14 protein-coding genes are annotated in these 18,593 nt (G+C 65.4%); 7 read left to right on the top strand and 7 right to left on the bottom strand.

Annotated elements, in window-relative coordinates; translation table 11 throughout:
• Positions 1-12: 12 nt before the first annotated feature.
• Entirely contained in the window at positions 13-906 is an 894-nt protein-coding gene (locus UC34_RS00510) for a LysR family transcriptional regulator (protein WP_044453239.1), read from the bottom strand.
• Positions 907-1,138: 232 nt separating this feature from the next.
• Between UC34_RS00510 and UC34_RS00515 the strand changes: the two genes are divergently transcribed.
• Positions 1,139-2,536 (top strand): MFS transporter, encoded by a 1,398-nt coding sequence (locus tag UC34_RS00515; protein WP_084070266.1) that lies wholly within the window; start codon positions 1,139-1,141, stop codon positions 2,534-2,536.
• Between the two features lie 24 nt (positions 2,537-2,560).
• On the opposite strand, the gene UC34_RS00520 is transcribed toward UC34_RS00515, so the two are convergent.
• Positions 2,561-3,472: a LysR family transcriptional regulator gene (locus tag UC34_RS00520; RefSeq protein ID WP_044453241.1), complete on the bottom strand. Its 912-nt coding sequence runs from the start codon at positions 3,470-3,472 to the stop codon at positions 2,561-2,563.
• Positions 3,473-3,715: 243 nt separating this feature from the next.
• Here UC34_RS00520 and UC34_RS00525 point away from each other — a divergent pair, with 243 nt between their 5' ends.
• Positions 3,716-4,909, top strand: a complete 1,194-nt coding sequence (locus UC34_RS00525) for an MFS transporter (protein ID WP_044453242.1) — start codon at positions 3,716-3,718, stop codon at positions 4,907-4,909.
• Positions 4,910-4,966: 57 nt separating this feature from the next.
• Here the strand turns inward: UC34_RS00525 and UC34_RS00530 are convergent, their stop codons facing one another.
• Positions 4,967-5,797, bottom strand: a complete 831-nt coding sequence (locus tag UC34_RS00530; RefSeq protein WP_044453243.1) for a TOBE domain-containing protein — start codon at positions 5,795-5,797, stop codon at positions 4,967-4,969.
• A 654-nt stretch (positions 5,798-6,451) separates the two neighbouring features.
• Complete coding sequence (locus UC34_RS00535) at positions 6,452-8,098, bottom strand: EAL domain-containing protein (RefSeq protein ID WP_044453244.1); 1,647 nt, start codon at positions 8,096-8,098, stop codon at positions 6,452-6,454.
• Positions 8,099-8,558: 460 nt separating this feature from the next.
• On the opposite strand from UC34_RS00535, the gene UC34_RS00540 reads away from it, so the two are divergent.
• A complete protein-coding gene (locus UC34_RS00540; protein WP_044453245.1) occupies positions 8,559-9,794 on the top strand; it encodes an MFS transporter in 1,236 nt (411 codons plus the stop codon).
• Positions 9,795-9,945: 151 nt separating this feature from the next.
• Here UC34_RS00540 and UC34_RS00545 read toward each other — a convergent pair whose 3' ends face one another.
• Positions 9,946-10,359 (bottom strand): hypothetical protein, encoded by a 414-nt coding sequence (locus UC34_RS00545; protein WP_044453246.1) that lies wholly within the window; start codon positions 10,357-10,359, stop codon positions 9,946-9,948.
• 183 nt (positions 10,360-10,542) lie between these two features.
• A complete protein-coding gene (locus UC34_RS00550) occupies positions 10,543-11,931 on the bottom strand; it encodes an aminotransferase-like domain-containing protein (protein ID WP_044453247.1) in 1,389 nt (462 codons plus the stop codon).
• Positions 11,932-12,059: 128 nt separating this feature from the next.
• On the opposite strand from UC34_RS00550, the gene UC34_RS00555 reads away from it, so the two are divergent.
• On the top strand, positions 12,060-13,244 hold the full coding sequence (locus UC34_RS00555; protein ID WP_044453248.1) for an MFS transporter: 1,185 nt from the start codon (positions 12,060-12,062) through the stop codon (positions 13,242-13,244).
• Here UC34_RS00555 and UC34_RS00560 read toward each other — a convergent pair.
• A complete protein-coding gene (locus tag UC34_RS00560) occupies positions 13,228-14,163 on the bottom strand; it encodes a MurR/RpiR family transcriptional regulator (protein WP_044453249.1) in 936 nt (311 codons plus the stop codon). The genes UC34_RS00555 and UC34_RS00560 overlap by 17 nt on opposite strands.
• Before the next feature lie 251 nt (positions 14,164-14,414).
• Between UC34_RS00560 and UC34_RS00565 the strand changes: the two genes are divergently transcribed.
• The 3 genes from UC34_RS00565 to UC34_RS00575 all read left to right on the top strand — a co-directional run bounded on the left by UC34_RS00565 (position 14,415) and on the right by UC34_RS00575 (position 18,512).
• Positions 14,415-15,758: an aspartate aminotransferase family protein gene (locus UC34_RS00565; protein WP_044453250.1), complete on the top strand. Its 1,344-nt coding sequence runs from the start codon at positions 14,415-14,417 to the stop codon at positions 15,756-15,758.
• Complete coding sequence (locus UC34_RS00570) at positions 15,755-16,597, top strand: beta-keto acid cleavage family enzyme (protein WP_044453251.1); 843 nt, start codon at positions 15,755-15,757, stop codon at positions 16,595-16,597. The genes UC34_RS00565 and UC34_RS00570 overlap by 4 nt, the downstream gene beginning before the upstream one ends.
• 262 nt (positions 16,598-16,859) lie before the next feature.
• Positions 16,860-18,512, top strand: coding sequence for a methyl-accepting chemotaxis protein (locus tag UC34_RS00575; RefSeq protein WP_044453252.1), 1,653 nt, complete (start codon positions 16,860-16,862; stop codon positions 18,510-18,512).
• Positions 18,513-18,593 lie beyond the last annotated feature (81 nt).

Consider the following 18,593-nt stretch of genomic DNA (forward strand, 5'->3'; position numbering starts at 1 on the left):
GCGGCAAAGGTATCACGCGAAGAGTCGCAATAGCGCATTGCGCGCATGGCGGATCAGGTCGGTCTCGTCGGCGTGCCCCGGCAACAGATGAAATTCCGCGCGTGGCAGGGGAGGCAAACCGAGCGACGTCGGGCAGACGACCAGATCGGGGGTGAGCGCCGATTCGTTCAGGCACGAAATACCCAGCCCCGCGCCGAGCGCCAGTTGCATGCCCGCGACACCCGCCGCCGAATGCGAAACGCGATACGGGATCTTGTGCCGCTCAAGCACGTTGACCACGAGCGTTTGCAGGGCGCACGGACGCGGCAGCGTGATCAGCGGCAACGGCATGTCGAGCGGCTCGGACGACGTGGCGGACATCGCCCACACGAGACGCTCGCGGCGCACTAGCGTGGCCGACGTGCGCTCGCCGGTGACCTCATCACTGGCGCTGACCTCCTCATTCAACAGACGCAACGCGAGCCCGACGTCGAAGTGCTCGCCGGTCAGGGCCGTGCGCTCGATCTGCGAGCTCTGCATGGCGCTCACGTGAAGCCGCAGGCGCGGGTACAGGCTTGTAAAGCGCTTGAGCACGCGGCCGACATCTTGTGGACGGTAGTAGTCCGTGATGGCGATGCGCAACTCGCCGTCGAGCAACACGCCCTGCAAATCCTCGAACGCCGCTTCCGACAATGCCGCGATCTGACGCGCATAGGTCATCAGGCGCGTGCCCGCCGGCGTTGGACGCATCCCTTTTCGCGAGCGCACCAGCAACGGTTGTCCGGCGCGCGCTTCGAGCTTCTTGAGTTGTTCGCTGACGCTCGACTGCGACAGAAAGATCTGCTCGGCGGCGGCCGAAATGCTGCCGGCGTCGTGAATGGCGATAAAGGTACGTAGCTGTGTCAGGTCGAAGGCGCGGGCGTTCATGACGGCTCTCGTCGGAGGCATTCCACGGTGTCGCGCATGAATTTGGCCTTCACCGTAGTTGATTCGGAAAACACGATGCAAGTCATCGAATTTTCCCGCTTTTCCGATGGATTGTACATCCGTAGCATGCGGAGCATGGTGTCCTGATCGCCACGCAACTGCGTCAAGCGAGACAGGAGACTTCCGATTCCCTTGCTCTGAGACGCGCGCCCAACAGGCCGCGCACTGTGTCATGAACGAACGTCTGTGTCCCGTGCCTTCCGCCCCAGCGAACACTGCGGCGAGCCCTAGTCCTGCCGGTTCCGCCGGTTCCCCCACGTCTTCGGCTTGCGCGGCGGTGGCATCGCCCGCGCTGCGTCGCCCCGTCGCAGCCCCCGGCCGTCGCCATCGCTGGAAGGTCCTCGGCGTAGGCGTTGCGGCCAACGGCAGCTTTGCGGCAGCCATGGGCGGTATCCCTGCTACGGCCGTGCAGATGCGAAGCGACTATGCCCTGGGGACCGGCGACCTGGGCATAGTGCTTGGCATGATCGGTCTGGGAATCGCCGTTTCCGAATTGCCTTGGGGCATGCTGACGGATCGCTGGGGCGACCGGCGCGTGCTGCTCGTCGGGTTGCTGGTGACGGCGGCGGCGCTATTGGGACTGGGTCTGTGGGTCGTGCCGACGGCACATGCCATTCCGTCGATGCCGATGCTCGCCGCCGGCATGCTGGCCATCGGGGTGCTCGGCGGCAGCGTGAACGGGTCGAGCGGTCGTGCAGTCATGCGTTGGTTTCATGACGGCGAGCGCGGGCTGGCGATGAGCGTGCGGCAGTGCGCGGTACCGATGGGCAGCGGCATCGGCGCGCTGGCGCTGCCGGGCACCGCGCTGCATTTCGGCTTTGGCGCCGTGTTCGTCGGACTTGCCGTGGCGTGCGTTGCTGCGGCGGGCATGGCATGGCTGTGGTTGCTCGAACCCCCGGAGGAACCGCACGACACAACGCGTGGCGCCGGCGCTGCTGCCAATGTGCCTCATGGCGCGTCCTACTCGCCGCTGCGCGATGCGCGACTATTGAGCACGGCGTTGGGCATGGCCGTGCTCGTCATGCCGCAGGTGGCGGTCGTCACGTTCGGCACGGTGTTTCTGCATGACTTTGCGCATGCGAGCGTGCTGACGATTTCGCTGACATTGGGCGCCGTGCAGGCGGGCGCCGCGATGACCCGGGTGTGGAGCGGCCGTTACACGGACAAACGTCGCAACCGCCCTGCCTATCTGCGCGCGTGCACGATTGCCGTGGGCGTCGTCTTCGCAACGTTGGGATTGCTCGTCGCGCTGCTCTCGCTGCGCGCCGATTGGCTCGCCCATGGCACGCCGCTGATGGTCGCGCTGTTGATCGCGGGCGGTGTGATCGCATCTGCCTGGCACGGCGTGGCCTTCACCGAACTCGCGACGCGGGCCGGCGCGTCGCGCGCGGGCACGGCGCTCGGCATCGGCAACACGGGCGTCTTCCTCACGATGTTCCTGACGCCGCTGACGATTCCGCTGTTGTTGTCGTTGGGCGGATGGGGGCTGGTGTGGGCGGGCGGTCTGGTTTGTGCTGCGCTGGCATGGCCACTCTTTGCCTGGTCGCATCGTGGGCGCAGGCGTGTGTGAGTACCGCACGTAGCGGCGCGTTGCTCAACAGGGCAGGTGAACGTTGTCCACGAGAAAGTCGAGAAATGCCCGCACGCGGGCGGGCAAGTGGCCGCCCTGCCCGACATACACGGCATGCACCGGCTCGAGATCGCCGGGGTTGTAGTCTTCGAGCACTGGCACGAGACGTCCCTCCCGCAGATCGGCATCCACGTGATATCGGGAGTGACGGGCCAGCCCCACGCCCTGAAGGGCGAGACGGCGCATGGTCTCGCCGTCGCTCGTCAGCACGTTGCCTGCGGGCGGGTACAGGGTGACGCCGCCAGCACCGTCGCGAAACGGCAGGCCTTCGATATGACGCTCGAAATTGAACGCCATGACGTTGTGCCGTATGAGATCCGCCGGCGTACGCAACGGGGCACTGCGTGCGAGATAGTCGGGCGAGGCCACCACGTGCACACGACTCTCCCCCAGCTTGCGTGCGACGAGCCGAGAGTCGCGCAACGGACCTGCGCGCACGGCGACATCGGCGCGTTGAGAGAGCAGGTCGACGACGGTATCCGTGAGCGTCAGATCGAGGCGTATCTCGGGATACGTCGCCAGAAATGCCGGGATGACCGGCAACAGATAGAGCGTGCCGATCGGGACGCTCGAATTCACGCGCAACAGCCCGCGCGGCACGGCGCCCGCGGCCGCCTCGCGTTCTGCGGCGTCGATATCGGCGAGCACGCGTAGCGTTCGTTCGTGGAACGCGGTGCCTTCGGGCGTGAGTTGCAGACGTCGTGTGGAGCGGTTGAAAAGACGGGCGCCGAGCCGCGCTTCAAGCCGCGCGACCAGCTTGCTGACGGCCGAAGGCGTCATGTGCAATGCACGCGCTGCCGCCGAAAAGCCACCAAGTTCCACCACGCGGGCGAAGACTTCCATATCGCCCGAGCGGTTGACGTCCTGTCGACCCATCTGAAGTTTTCCGAGATCTCTGCTGTGCGCGCCCGCTTTGGCCGAGGCGGCGAATGTCATGACATCCGCCGGTTCGTCGCGCCGAGCGCGGCGCTTCTTGTGACTTCAAGTCACAAATGATTTTCCTTTGCGCAGTCTATTTCATCAATACAGGGCCGTCTATATTCCGCACATCGACTCGCCTCCGGATAACCGTGCGTTAGCCGCCGGTGCGCCGTCCCCCCATTCAGACAGGAGTGTTCCGTGCCTATCGCGCTTTATGCCCTCACCGCCGGTGCCTTCGGCATCGGTGTGACGGAGTTTGTCATCATGGGCTTGCTGCTTAACGTCGGCGCCGATTTCGGCGTGTCGATCGCCGCAGCGGGCCTGCTCATTTCCGGCTACGCGCTGGGTGTCGTGGTCGGTGCCCCGATCATGACGACCGCCACGGCCCGGTGGCCGCGCAAGACGGTGCTGCTCGTGCTCATGGCGATCTTCACCGTCGGCAACGCCGCTTGTGCGCTCGCTCCGAGCTACGGCGCACTGATGGCCGCGCGCGTACTGACGTCCTTCGCGCATGGCACGTTCTTCGGCGTCGGGTCGGTGGTGGCGACCGGCCTCGTGTCGCGCGAGCGCCGCGCGTCGGCCATCGCCGTCATGTTCACGGGGCTGACGGTCGCCAACATTCTCGGCGTGCCGTTCGGCACCTGGCTGGGCCAGCACTTCGGATGGCGCGCCAGTTTCTGGGCAGTCACGCTGATTGGCGCCCTCGCCTGGCTCGTGATTGCCGGTTTCGTCCCGAAGATTGCGGCGCCCAAGGACGCCGGTGACTGGCGTGCGGACATACGTGCACTGGCGCGTCGCCCCGTATTGCTGGGCTTGCTGACGACGGTATTGGGCTGGGTGGGGGTGTTCGGGGTGTTCACGTACATTGCGCCGCTGCTCACCGAAGTGACGGGCTTCTCCGAAGGAGCGGTCTCGCCGATTCTGCTGATCTTCGGCGGCGGCCTGGTCGTGGGCAATTTGCTCGGCGGCAAACTCGCGGACCGTCGCGTGGTGCCGACCGTGTTGGGTAGTCTGCTCGCGCTGTCGGTCGTACTTGGGGCGATGACCTTCGCGCTGCACTCGCACTGGGCGGCCGTCGTGTTCGTGGCCCTGCTGGGCGCGACAGCCTTTGCGACGGTCGCGCCGCTGCAACTCTGGGTGATGGAGAAGGCTTCCGGCGCGGGCGAGAGTCTGGCGTCGAGCTTCAATATCGCGGCGTTCAATCTCGGAAACGCCATCGGCGCGTGGCTGGGCGGCTTCGTCATCGAGCACGGCCCCGGCCTGACGGCCGTGCCCTGGGTGGCGGCGCTCGTGCCGCTCGCCGGGGCGAGTGTGGCATTGCTGAGCTTGCGGCTCGACCGCCGCGACGCCCGGCGTCAGCCCGTGACGAACTGCGAAACCCCGGCGATGTGACGTTGCGGACGGTCTGACGTCGCTTGCGTTGGCGACGCGTGTCAGACCGTCCCTTGCTCAGGCCATCACCCCGACGATCACGCTGGCGGCCGCAAAGGCGGCTGTTGCCCCCACCCCTGCCGTCAACCCGCGTGCCGCCAGCGTCTCGTGCGGCATCACTGCCGCGAGACGACTGCCGCCCGGCAGTGCCAGAATCACTTCCGCCTGACCGCCTTCGTCGGCGACGCCTTCCACCGTGCCCGCCAGACGATTGGCCGTCGGCAGGCCGGCCAGATCCGCGCCGCGCGCCATCTCGATCCACGGCGCCTTGATGAGGGCGAACGCGTCACCGCCGAGCGCCAGCCCGAGCGACTGGGTGCTGTGGTGGGTGAGCGACGCCGTGATCGCCTCGCCGCCGGGCAGCGTCAACGTCACTTCGTCGTTCACGCCGCTGCGCCGAATTGCGGTGATCGTTCCGTGCAACTGGTTGCGCGCACTGGTCTGAAGGCCGAGCCGGGAGATGACCGGCCACTGTTCGTCGAAGTGCTCCAGATCGTTCGCCACACGCGCGAGAAACTGCCGTTGTGCCGCTTCGACGGCCCGAAACGCGGCGACCAGCTTCGTGCCACGGGCGGTAAGACGCGTACCGCCTCCGCCACGCCCGCCCGTGCTGCGCGCGACCAGCGGCTCGCCCGCGAGCTGGTTCATGGCGTCGACGGCGTCCCAGGCGGCCTTGTAGCTCATGCCCGCCGCCTTGGCAGCGGCCGTGATGGAGCCATGCGAAGCAATATGTTCGAGCAGGGCGATCCGGGCTTGTCCGCCAAGCGACGACGTGCCGCGATGCAGCCACAGCGAACCGCTCACTTGCAGGGCGTCGCCAGTGTCGTTGCGCAAAGCGCCGTCCGTCATTGAAAAAGGTTCGGAAACCATAATGATTTTTTCGATCAAACGCGTCAGGTGGCCGCATTGTAGAGGGCGGGCGACCCAGCGAATATAAAGGCTGGACGGGAAACTGTTGCGGCGCACCAACGAAGTGCGCTTCGTACGTCCGTTTGGGGGACGAATGGGGGACGTTTCTCCTCTACATTGAATTTGCCGCATGCCCCCCCAAAGCCGGTTCGTATTGCTTCAGGCCTGAAATTCTCCGGTCTGAAGCGAACTGACCGGGAATGCGACGTTTACCGAAGTGCCCACTCACCTGACACAACAGAAACGGGGTGAAATGATGCGCGTCAGGAATATCAAGGAAACGGTTGACGGGGCTCGATACTATCGTCTGGTTCGCACATTGCCCAACGGCAAGCGACATCAGATGCAAATCTCTTTCTCCGCGGGTGAAATGCGCTTCAGACGTTTCGTTGCGCAGCGATTATGGTTGCTGCGAGCCGAAATGCGAGACAGCACGCGGGCGGCCGCTGCGCCCGCACCACGCAGTAACATGCCGCAGTTGGTCTTTTGACACGACCGTGGTCTTGTCGGATCAGGCGCTGGACCGGTGACTTCACTGGGCCGGCGCTCTGTATTTCCGCCGTCGTAAGCCTTGCCCTGTCGGGGCGCAAGGTCTCAACCCGCCTTGCGGGGCGTGAGCGACGTAGGTGACGTGCCGGATAGGAGAGACGTCGCGCAAGCGAGTGGCGACATCGTCGCAGGCGTCTTCACGGCCGTCAGTCCGGTGCCCGCGTGCGCAATGGCGAATTGCACGAGTTCGTCGAAGGCGATGGGCCGCGCAAACAGGTATCCCTGTGCATAAGTGACGTTGCGCCCACGCAGGTAATTGGCCTGCATCTCATTTTCGACCCCTTCCGCCACGATCGTCATGTCCAGCCGCTCGGCCAGATGGATGATGGAATCGCAGATATTGCGCGTGACCACGTCGTCTTCGGTCACCGGCAGGAATTCCTTGTCGATCTTCAGATAGTTGAAGTCGTAGCGCTTCAGATAGCCAATGGAATTGTTCTCGGCGCCGAAGTCGTCCAGCGCCGTCTCGATGCCACGCCGTTGCAACTCGGCCATCACGTTACGTGCGGCGGCCGTGTCGCGAATCACGTAACGCTCGGTGATTTCGGCGACCATCGGATAGGTATCGTTCAACGCGCCGTAGTAACGCTCGATGTCATGGAGGATCGTGGTGTCCCGCAAGTGCCGTTCGGCGAGATTGATGCCGATATGAAACCCCTGCGGCAATGCGCCCCTGGCCACGTCGTTACGAATCTGACGCAGCAAGGCGCGCGTGAGATCGATGATCAGGCCATTGTCTTCGGCAATCGGAATGAAGGCGTCGGGTCGTACCAGACCGGCCACGGGGTGATGCCAGCGCATCAGCGCCTCGGCGCCCGCACATCGGCCGGTGGCGAGTTCCATGACCGGCTGGTAGTACACCTTGAATTCATTGCGCTTGATGCCGTGGGCAATCTGCCGCTTCATGAACTGGGCCGGGCCGAGATGGCGGAACGTCATGACGCCGAGCAGGAACGCCACGATGCCGCCGAACGCCAGGAAGATCGGCGCCTGTTGGGTCGCGAGCGATTGCATCAACGACGGACTGCCCGCAAGCGACGTCGTGAAGTATCGCGACGTGAGCGATACCTGTGCACCGCGCGTTGCGATGCCCGCCGATTCCAGTTTCGGACCTTCTGAGGTGAGCGAGACGTTGCCGACGGTCATGGCCGTCCACGCCAGGTCGCTCGTCTTGACGCTATGTAACGTCTCCGTGAGATAGATGCCGTCGACGAAGCCGAGCACGCCATCGGTAGCGGACGTCGGCACGTAAAGCGCCAGCGCCGGCATATCCCGCACATACGGCGTGCTGCTCACCAGCAACGCGCGCGTGCCCGTGAGCATGGGCACCAGATCCGCCGGCAGCGGCATGTTCAGCGCCGCGCTGGAGCGAATGACGGATGAGCAATAGAGTTGCCCGCGCGAGACGAGCCAGATGGAGCGGAAGTAGGGGCTGAGGGTGCCGGTGGCCTGAAGCGAGGTGCTGACCTCGCTGCACGAGCGGCCGACCCATGGGGATGCGCCGCGCAGCGTGTTCTCGGCTTGCGCGACGATGCGTTCGAGGGCGTTGCGCTGGCGCTCGGCCTCCTCCTGGAGGATCGATTGCGACATGTGATAAATGCGCAGCCAACCCAGAAACAGGACGACAGCGAGCGTGACCGCCACGACGAGTCCGGTCACCAGCCACTGCACGACTCTGGAGTGTTGAATCATGTTTGCTGCCAACCAAGAAAGCGGAGGGTCCCACGTGGACTGCGGTGCTGCACGACGCAACCCGTCAGATGACTCTACACGAATACCCGACGGCGTCCGACCCCCGATAAACCCGCACAACGCCCGGCAGACGGGCGTGAAGGGCGCGTGCCAGTGATGCGCGAGACGGCCGTCGGACGATCGTCCGACCTCAGGCGAGGCAGCGGCCTAGCCGCATCCTGCGTGGCACTCGGATGGCGTAATCGCGACAAAACTTGGCGTAACGGCGATTTACGCATGCTCTACACTTCACTCATTAACTTTCCGGCGGAAATTGGGATTAATCCCAACTTTCTTGCATAGGTCTGCCAGATGGCGCAAAGACGACGCAAACACGGCGCAAAAGAACGCGCAACGATGGCAAAAAGACCCCCGGCAAGCCCACGTTTTCCCAAGCCTTTGATGTCAAATCACCCGTCCCATGTCGAGTCAACCTGCTACGTCCCTCTCCGGTGCCACGCCACCGGCCGCGCAGGGCACGGCGTTCCGCGTGCTGTCTGCGATCAGCTTCTCCCACTTGCTCAACGACATGATTCAGTCGTTGATCCTGGCCATCTACCCATTGCTCAAGTCCGGCTTCAATCTGAGCTTCGGGCAGGTTGGTCTCATTACGCTCACGTACCAGATCACGGCATCGCTGTTGCAGCCGGTCGTGGGGCTTTACACCGATAAACATCCGAAGCCGTACTCGCTGCCGGTCGGCATGGGCTTCACGCTCGTGGGGCTGCTGCTGCTGGCCGTCGCGCCCAACTTCGGCATGCTGCTCGTGGCGGCTGCGCTCGTGGGCATGGGGTCGTCGGTGTTTCATCCGGAATCGTCGCGCGTAGCCCGCATGGCCTCGGGCGGACGCCATGGCATGGCGCAATCGTTCTTTCAGGTGGGTGGGAACGTGGGCTCGTCGCTCGGTCCGTTACTCGCCGCCTTGATCATTGTCCCGAACGGCCGTGGCAGCGTGGCGTGGTTCTCGGTGGCGGCACTCGTGGCGATCGTCGTGCTGTACCAGGTGAGCCGGTGGTACGCCGTGCAACGTGCGGCGAGCAAGGGCAAGCCCGCAGCGCGCCGGGGGGGGGCGCATCAGCTCTCGCAGGGCAAGGTGCTGTTCGCCATCGGTATCTTGCTGGTGCTGATCTTCTCGAAGTACTTCTATCTCGCGAGCATCAGCAGCTACTTCACGTTCTATCTGATCAGCAAGTTCCACGTGTCGGTGCAAAGCGCGCAGGTGCATCTGTTCGTCTTCCTGTTCGCCGTTGCGGCAGGCACGATGATCGGTGGCCCCCTGGGCGACAAGATTGGTCGCAAGTATGTGATCTGGGGATCGATCCTCGGCGCTGCGCCGTTCACGCTGATACTGCCGTACGCCGATCTGTTCTGGACCGGCATTCTGACGGTACTGATCGGGCTGATTCTGGCGTCGGCGTTCTCCGCCATTCTGGTCTACGCGCAGGAGCTGATGCCGGGTAAGGTCGGTACGGTGTCCGGGTTGTTCTTCGGTTTCGCATTCGGCATGGGCGGTGTGGGCGCTGCCGTGCTGGGCCAGTTGGCCGACTCGACGAGCATCGATTTCGTCTATCACGTGTGCGCGTTCCTGCCGTTGCTCGGGATCGTGACGGTCATGTTGCCGGACGTCGAGGGGCACAGGAAAACCGTGGCTGCCTGAAGCGACGTCGGTCCCTCTTTCGTCATCAGACGCGTCATCAGGCGCGACAATGGAAAATCGCCGGTCCGAGGTCTCGGAACCGGCGATTTTTTTGTCCGGCGTCGCGATCGTCGCAATGGTCGCGACCGTCGCGCGCCAGGGCGCTCGCGACTTACGGCGTACCGCGCTTCTGCAATTCCCAACGGGCCTTTTCGTTTGCCTTGCAGGCGGGCAGCTTGAGCGTGACTTCCTGGCCCTTGGCGGTCAGCAGCACCACCAGATCGCGGCAGGTCTTCTCGCCGTCCTTCTGGGTATTGGTCGGTGTGAGCTGTGCCGCGATGGCTACGGGGTTGCCCGTGCCCTTGTTGGTCCACTCGGTGGTTTCGTTGTCCTGCTTGTTGGACAGCACGGCGCCGGCAGCCTTGGCGAACGACTCGTTGTCGGCCTTGCGCATATAGGCCAGCGGCGAGTTGCTCATGAACGAAAGGTTCGACGCGGCGAAGGCCGGTGCGGCCACGCTGGCGCCGATGACGAGCGCCGTGCCGAGCACCATCGAGCGGGCGCGAGAGGAGCGGATAAGCGACATTCGGAGTCCTTGATATTGTCGACAGGGGACGAAGCCTGCGCGATGCCCCGGCGGGACGTCATGTCCGGCCAAGGCCGCAGGAAGCACGTCGATCATAAAAGAAACCGGCAGCGGCGTCATCTCGGGGCACCGTCACAGGGTCGTCACCGGGTGTTCCGGAAGCATCGCGGGATGGCGGGCAAATCACGGACGACTCAGGGTAGCCATGACGTCTGCGACCTGTGTCAGCGCGGCGCGCAGCGTGGCGTCGTCGCCCGGCGAGCCGAACGCCACCCGAATCGCCGATGGCGCGGCTTGCCCGGGCGCGGCGAACGCATCGACCGGGGTCACGGCAATGCCGCGCGCCTGAAGCGCTGCAACGACGTCGTCGCAGCGCAGCGGCGCGGGCACCGGCACCAGCCGGTGAAAGGCGCCGTCGTAGCCCGTCGAGCCACAGCCCGCCAGACATTGGCGGGCGATGGCCTGCCGCTGCGCCGCCATCATCCGCTTGCGAACGATCCATTGGTCGATCGTGCCGTCGCCCAGCCAGCGGGTGGCCAGTTGCGCCATCAACGGCGCAGCGCTCCAGACGCTGGCCCGCATTGCCGCATGCACCCGCGACAGCCAGGCCGGCGGTGCAACGAGATAGGCGATACGTAGCCCGGGCGCGGCCGGTTTCGAGAGGCTGCACACTTCGAACGTGCGCTCGGGAGCGAGCAGGCGCAGGGGCGTCGGGGCGTCCGGCACGAGGAAGCCGTAGGCACTGTCGTCGATCAGCAGGAGATCGTGCCGTCTGGCGACTTCGACCAGCGCCATGCGTTGCGCGAGCGGCATGACGCAGCCCAGCGGGTTATGCAGCGTGGGCATCGTGTAGACGACGCGAATCCGTCCCGCATGGCCGCGTCCGGCGTCGGTCCGGCAAAGCTTGTCCAGCACCAGCGGATCGAGGCCGCCGTCGTTCATGGCGATGGCCGTGAGCGGCACGTCGCGCATCGCCGCGAGCGCCTTCCAGCCGGGATACGTCAGCGCTTCGACGGCGACCGGTTCGCCCGCCCGGCACAGCGCCAGTTGCAGAACGTCGAGCGCATGCTGGCCGCCGGCGCAGATTACCAGCGAGGCGGCCAGCTCGGGCGAGAAGGCGACGCCATCGCGGCGCGCGAGCCATTGCGCTGCCGCGCGCCGATCGGACGGATGACCGTCGTGCGGTGTATGTGCGAGCCAGGCGCTCAGATCGCCGCCAGCGGCCATGTCGCGCAACGACTGGCGCAACGTTTCGGTCTGCTCGGGCAAGATCGGATAGTTAAATGCCAGGTCGACGCCGTCTATTGCCCCCGGCGCCGGGGCCCACTGCGCGAAGGCAGCGGCGGCGCCGACAGCCGGCGAGCGAACGAAGGTGCCGCGCCCCACTTCGCCCACGGCGAGTCCACGCCGCGCGAGTTCGGCGTAGATGCGCGTGACAGTGGAGGTCGCGAGTCCATACCTGTCGGCGTAATCGCGCTGCGGCGGCAGTCGGGCGCCAGAGGCGAGATCGCCGCGGGCAATGGCGTCGGCAAGACGTTCGACATGATCGAGGTAACGGGCGGGAGCAGCCATGGCGCCAGACGGACGAGAGGAATTGTTATCAGGACAATTCAATAATTGCACTGGATTGGCGGGCTGACAATACTGGGAGCCGAGCTGTGCCCCTGCGCCTGTCCTGTGTCCTTAACGCCATGTCCTCAATGAATCGTCAGTCCTCCCGTCGGGCTATCGCCCTGCTCGCCATCCAGCTTTTCCTTGTGACGTTCTGCGTCAATCTTCAGGCGCCGCTGGTGCCGCACTACGCGGCGGCCAGTGGCCATGGCGCGGGCGCGCAGGCGCTGGCGTTCGCGTGTTACGTCGGCGCACTCGTGCCCGGGTTGCTGTTTCTCGCGGGGCTCTCGGATCGCGTCGGACGTCGTTTGCCGTTGGTGGCTGCATTGTTGTTGGGGCTGGTCGGCACATGGCTGACGTTGCGCTGGCCGACGCTGCTTGCCTTGGGCGGCGCGCGTGCCTGTTACGGACTGGCAACGGGGCTCGTCGCGGGCAGTGGCACTGCGTTCATGACGGAGCTATACGGTGCGCGCGAAGACGCCGCGACGCGTGGCGCCGCGTTGGTGGCAGCCGCCACGTCCCTCGGTTTCGGCACTGGCGCCCTCGTCACGGGCATGTGTCTGATTGTCGCGCCGTCGACGCTGCCGCCGTGGAGCCTGTGGGCGTATCTGCCCTTCGCGTTCGTCGCCGCCCTGGCTGTGGCGGCGTTGCCTGCGCCCGCCCGCCATCCGAACGTGCCGTGGCTGCGCTGGCCGGTACTCGCGCCCGGCACGGCGCCGCTGGGCGTGGCGATCCTGCTTGCCTGGGCGGCGGTCGGCGTGGTCATCGGGGTGGTGCCGTCGGCGCTCGCCGCGCACGGACACGCCGCGTGGGCAGGCTTCGCGACGTTCTTCGTCGTTTCGACGGGGTTGCTGTTTCAGCCCGCCGCGCGGCGCATGGCACCGGTGCGTGCCGTGCGTGTGGGGCTCGTGCTGGTGCCGCTCGGCTTCGTCGTGCTGGCGCTGGGCGTGGTGTACGTCAACCTGCCTGCGCTGCTTGCGGGCGCGATCATTGCCAGCTCGGCGTGCTACGGCTTCACCTATCTGGGCGGACTGGCGGCCGTCAATGCCGCCGTCGCGCCGTCGCTGCGCGCCCGTGCGGCGGCAGGCTACTTTCTTTTCGCGTATTTCGGTTTTTCCGTGCCCGTGGTCTCGAGCGGATGGCTGGCCGACCGATTCGGCATGCCGGCGGCCCTGGCGATATTCACTGCCGCGTTGATCGCGGGCAGTGCAGCGCTTGCCGTGGCCTTGCGCCGCAACGCCTCAGACGCGACAACGCTCACGCGTCCGGTTTGACTCGCGGGCCGGGGCCGCTCGTCGGACCGCCTTGGCTGCCGGGGGTGACGTAGGCCCCCGTGCCGTGAAGCTGGTCCTCTGCTAGCGCCAGCGCACGCACGGCGCCACGGCCCTTGCGCGCGAGCAACATCTCGACAAGCGTTTCGACGACGGCGATACCTGCCGTGATCGACGGGAAGAACGACGGGCTCTCGTGCGAGAACAGCACCGTCACGTCCGCATCGAGCGCCAGCGGGGAGACGGTCGAGTCCGTCAGGGCGAGCACGCGTGCGCCCGCCGCGCGCGCAGCACGCGCGACGATCAACGCTTCGTTCGAATAAGGCGCGAAGCTGATGACAACCACCACGTCCCGCGCGGACAGCGCCCGCAACTCCATCTCCAGCGTGCCCGCTTCACCGCGAATCAGGTGGACCGTCGGGCGGAACAGTCGGTAGACGTACTGAAACGTGAAGGCGATGGGAAAGCAGGCGCGAAAACCCGCGACGTGGACGGTGCCCGCATTCGCAAGCAGATCGACGGCGGCGCCCAGCGACGCATGCGCGCCCGCTTCCGTCAGGTCGAGATTGTTGTGCTGCACGCGGAACATCTCGGGCACCATGCGCGCGGCGTCGCCCTCCCGAATCACTTGTCTTGCACGGCTGGCATACGGTTGCGGCCCGAGACGGATCGACTCCAGAAACAACTCGCGAAGTCCGTGCCATCCGTCGAAACCGAGATGCTGCGCGAGCCGCACGAAGGTGGCCGGTTGCACGCCCGCCTCCGCCGCGATCGCGCGCATCGAACTGATCGGCACCCGTTGCGGATGGTCCAGAAGAAAGCGCGCGCCCGCCTGAAATTGCGGACTGAGCTGAGGGTAGCGCTCGCGCAACAAGGTGTTGAGTTGGTCGAGCGTCTGCGGCAGCGCTGGGGCTTGTGTCATTGGGGGATGGCAACACGGCGGCGAAAGAATGTAACGATTGTTGCATGAAATGCGCCACACACGCACGCGGTTTCCCCGGAAGACGTGGGCTGCGGTGAAACATCGGGTGTGGTAATGGATTGCGCGAAGTGTTGCGTTGTCAAACCGACTGAAACATATGTTGCAAAGCGCGTGGGATACGCCTACACTGAGCGACATCCATAAGACACTCCGTTACGGTCTCGCAGCATCTTTTCGTCAGAGGTTCAGGCATGACTCATGTGTTTCACCGCAATCCGCGCCAGACGTTGCCCGTCGCCGTCGGCGGTCAGGGAATCGAGTTGATCGACAGCAACGGCAAGCGTTATCTGGACGCTTGCGGCGGTGCGGCCGTCTCCTGCCTGGGCCATGGACATCCGCGCGTGATCGAGGCCATGCAGCAACAAGCCGCACAATTGGCCTATGCGCATACGTCGTTCTTCACCACGGAAGTCGCCGAGCATCTGGCGGACACGCTCGCCGCGAGCGCCCCGGGCGATCTGAATCATGTGTACTTCGTGAGCGGTGGCTCCGAAGGCGTGGAAGCGGCGCTCAAGCTCGCGCGCCAGTATTTCGTCGAGATTGGCCAGCCGCAGCGTCAGTACTTCATTGCGCGGCGCCAGAGCTATCACGGCAACACGCTCGGTGCGCTGGCCATTGGCGGTAACGCATGGCGACGCGAGCCGTTCCTGCCGTTGCTGGTGCCGGCCCATCACGTCTCGCCGTGCTTCGCCTATCGCGAGCGTCTGGACGGCGAAAGCGACGCTGCATACGTACAGCGTCTGGCGGACGAACTCGAAGCGAAGATCCTCGAACTGGGCGGCGACAACGTCATCGCGTTCGTTGCGGAAACCGTGGTCGGCGCGACGGCAGGCGCCGTGCCGCCGGTGGGCGACTACTTCAAGCGCATCCGTGCCGTGTGCGACAAGTACGGCGTGCTGTTGCTGCTCGACGAGGTGATGTCGGGCATGGGTCGCACCGGTTATTTGTTCGCCTGCGAGGAAGACGGTGTGACACCGGACATTCTCGTCATCGCGAAGGGACTCGGCGCGGGTTATCAGCCGATTGGCGCGATGCTCTGCTCGGACAAGATCTTCGACGCCGTGGTCGGTGGCTCCGGATTCTTCCAGCACGGGCATACCTATCTCGGGCATGCCATGGCGTGTGCGGCGGCGCTGGCCGTGCAGCGCACGATTGCCGAAGACAACCTGCTCGAGAACGTGAAGGCGCGCGGCGAACAGTTGCGTGCCCGTTTGCGCGAGGTCTTCGCCGATCACCCGAACGTGGGCGACGTGCGCGGCCGTGGCCTGTTCGTGGGCGTCGAATTCGTTGCCGATCGTGAGACCAAACAGACGCTGCCGACGCAGGACAAGACGCACGCCCGTTTGAAGGCGGCGGCCAAGGAGCGGGGTCTGCTGATCTATCCGATGGGCGGCACGGTCGACGGCGTGCACGGCGACCATGCGCTGATCGCCCCGCCCTTCATCTGTCAGCCGGACGACATCGATCGCATCGTCGAGCGCCTGGCGCTGTCGGTGGCGGACGTGACCGGCGTGAAGGTCGGAGGGGTGGCATGACCCGGGCCTACGCACTGGCCGTCGCCCCGAACGGCGCGCGCCGCACGCACGCCGATCACCCGGCGTTGCCGATGACGCCCGACGAGTTGGGCGCATGCGCCAAAGCGTGTCTGGAGGTGGGCACTGCCATGATCCACCTGCACGTGCGCAAGGCCGATGGCACGCACAGCCTCGAAGTGTCCGATTACGCCGCGGGCATTGCCGCCGTGCGCCGCGCCGTTGGCGACGAACTGGTGTTGCAGGTCACGACGGAGGCCGTCGGCATCTACGCCCCGGCGCAGCAGATCGCGACGGTGCAGGCCTTGCGTCCCGAGGCAATCTCGGTCGCCCTGCGCGAAATATTGCCCGACGCCACCCATGCGCCCGCAGCGCAGGCGTTCTTCGGTTGGCTCTGGCGGGAAAACGTCACTGCGCAGTACATCCTCTACGACACCGAAGACGTGGCGCATTACTGGCGCTTGCGCGCGAGCGGTGCGATTCGTCCCGGTCGCCACTGGGTGTTGTTCGTGCTGGGGCGTTACAGCAAGGGCCAGTTGTCCTCGCCGTCCGACCTGCTGCCGTTCCTGAGCGCGTGGCAGACCGGCGCTGACGCGCTGGGCGAGGCGTCGGGTGCGACGCCCTGGGCCATGTGCGCCTTCGGTCCGCGCGAGGCGGAGTGTGCGCTCGCGGCGGTGTTGTACGGCGGCCACGCGCGCATCGGCTTCGAAAACAACCTCTACCTGCCCGATGGCAGCATCTCCCCGGACAATGCCGCGTCGCTGCGCGCGCTCACGTCCGCTGCCGCCCCGCTCGCGCTCGCGCCCATGACAGCGGATGCCTTGCGCGAACTGACCCGCTGAGCGCTTCACGCCGAACGCGGGTGGCCGACGCTCGATGGTCGACGCCCGGGGCCGACCGTCCTGCCGTCCGATCGCAACCGTCGGACCGCGGGACTCCCGGGGCTGGACCGTGACCGGGAGTGTGCGACGAATCAGAAATAAACCCAAATACAGGGCCTGACCGACGTTGCCCGGTCGGGCCGCTGTAATAGAATCGGCGTAACCTCAAAAGGCCCGCGTCGACCCTTCCGGCGCCGGGCATGAACCCGAACGGGAGCGCGGCGTGAAACACTGGTCGATCCGACATCGCATTCTGGCCAGTTTTGGCCTGATCCTTGCCTTGATGGCCCTCATGGCGGGCATCGCCTACACCCGGTTGTCCGCCATCGAAGCCGAGACGCGCAGTGTGGAAGACGACTCCGCGCCGGGCCTCTACTACAGCACGATGCTGCGCGGGGCGTGGTTCGAGAGTTACCAGTTGCTTCAGCAGGTCGTCGCAATCGACGACAACGACAAGACCCGCGCGGTCGACCTCGACGCCTTGCGCGCGGCCGACGCCCGCATCGACGGCTGGGTCAAGGATTACGGCACGACCGTCAACCGCCCCATCGACCGCATTCAATACGACGAAGTGCGCGGCATACGCAATCAGTACGGGCGCATCAGCACACAGGTCCTCAAGCTCGTGGTGGACGGGCAGATGCCCGCCGCCCGCGCCATGCTGACCGAGCAACTCTATCCGGAATGGGGGCGCGGGCGAGCGGCGATTCAGCGTCTGGTCGACACCAACAAGACATACTCGGATGAAGCGACGCACAACATCAGCGAAGCCGTGACGGCCGCCAAGGCCACGCTGCTCATTACGCTGGTCGTGGCGCTTGCCGTTGCCGTGCTCGCCGGGTGGTTGCTCTTCCGTGCGATCAGCGTGCCGCTCGCGAGCGTGATGCAGATTCTGGAAGTCATGCGCTCGGGCGATTTGACCCGGCGGCTGAATCTGGCGCGGCGCGACGAATTCGGCGCGCTGGAATCGGGTTTCAATCGCATGACGGACGAGTTGACGGGGCTTGTGGGGCAGGCGCAGAAGTCGGCGCTGCAAGTCACGACGTCCGTGACCGAGATTGCCGCGACGTCGCGCCAGCAGCAGGCCACGGCATCGGAGACGGCGGCCACCACCACCGAGATCGGCGCCACGTCGCGCGAGATTTTCGCCACGTCGCGCGATCTGGCCCGCACCATGACCGAAGTCGCGGGGGTGGCCGAGCATGCGGCAACGCTGGCGGGCACGGGACACGTCGGCCTCACGCGCATGGAGGACGCCATGCGACACGTGGTGGAAGCGGCCGGCTCGGTCAATGGCAAGCTCGGCATCCTCAACGAGAAGGCGGGCAACATCAATCAGGTCGTAACCACGATCACGAAGGTAGCCGATCAGACCAATCTGCTCTCGCTCAATGCGGCCATCGAAGCCGAAAAAGCCGGTGAGTACGGTCGCGGCTTCGCCGTGGTGGCCACGGAGATTCGCCGGCTGGCCGACCAGACCGCAGTGGCGACCTACGACATCGAACAGATGATCAAGGAGATCCAGTCGGCGGTGTCCGCAGGGGTGATGGGCATGGACAAGTTCGCCGAGGAGGTACGCCGCGGCATGGACGAAATGCGACAGGTCGGCGATCAACTCGCCCAGATCATTTCGCAGGTGCAAACGCTGCCGCCGCGCTTCCAGGTCGTCAACGAAGGCATGCAGGCGCAGGCCACCGGCGCGGAGCAGATCAATCAGGCGCTGGTGCAACTCTCCGAGGCCGCGCAACAGACGGCCGAGTCGTTGCAGCAGTCGAGTCAGGCCATCGAAGAGCTCAATCACGTGGCCAACGGGCTCAAGAGCGGGGTGTCGCGCTTCAAGGTGCAGGCGCTTGCGCCCGCGGGGCTGGCGTCATAACCGACACCAACAACGAACCGATATCGACGCAATATCGACGCAATATCGAACCAACAACGACACCCGTACGTCGCGTTACCG

The sequence above is a fragment of the Pandoraea vervacti genome (assembly GCF_000934605.2).
In the GTDB taxonomy this organism is placed as follows: domain Bacteria; phylum Pseudomonadota; class Gammaproteobacteria; order Burkholderiales; family Burkholderiaceae; genus Pandoraea; species Pandoraea vervacti.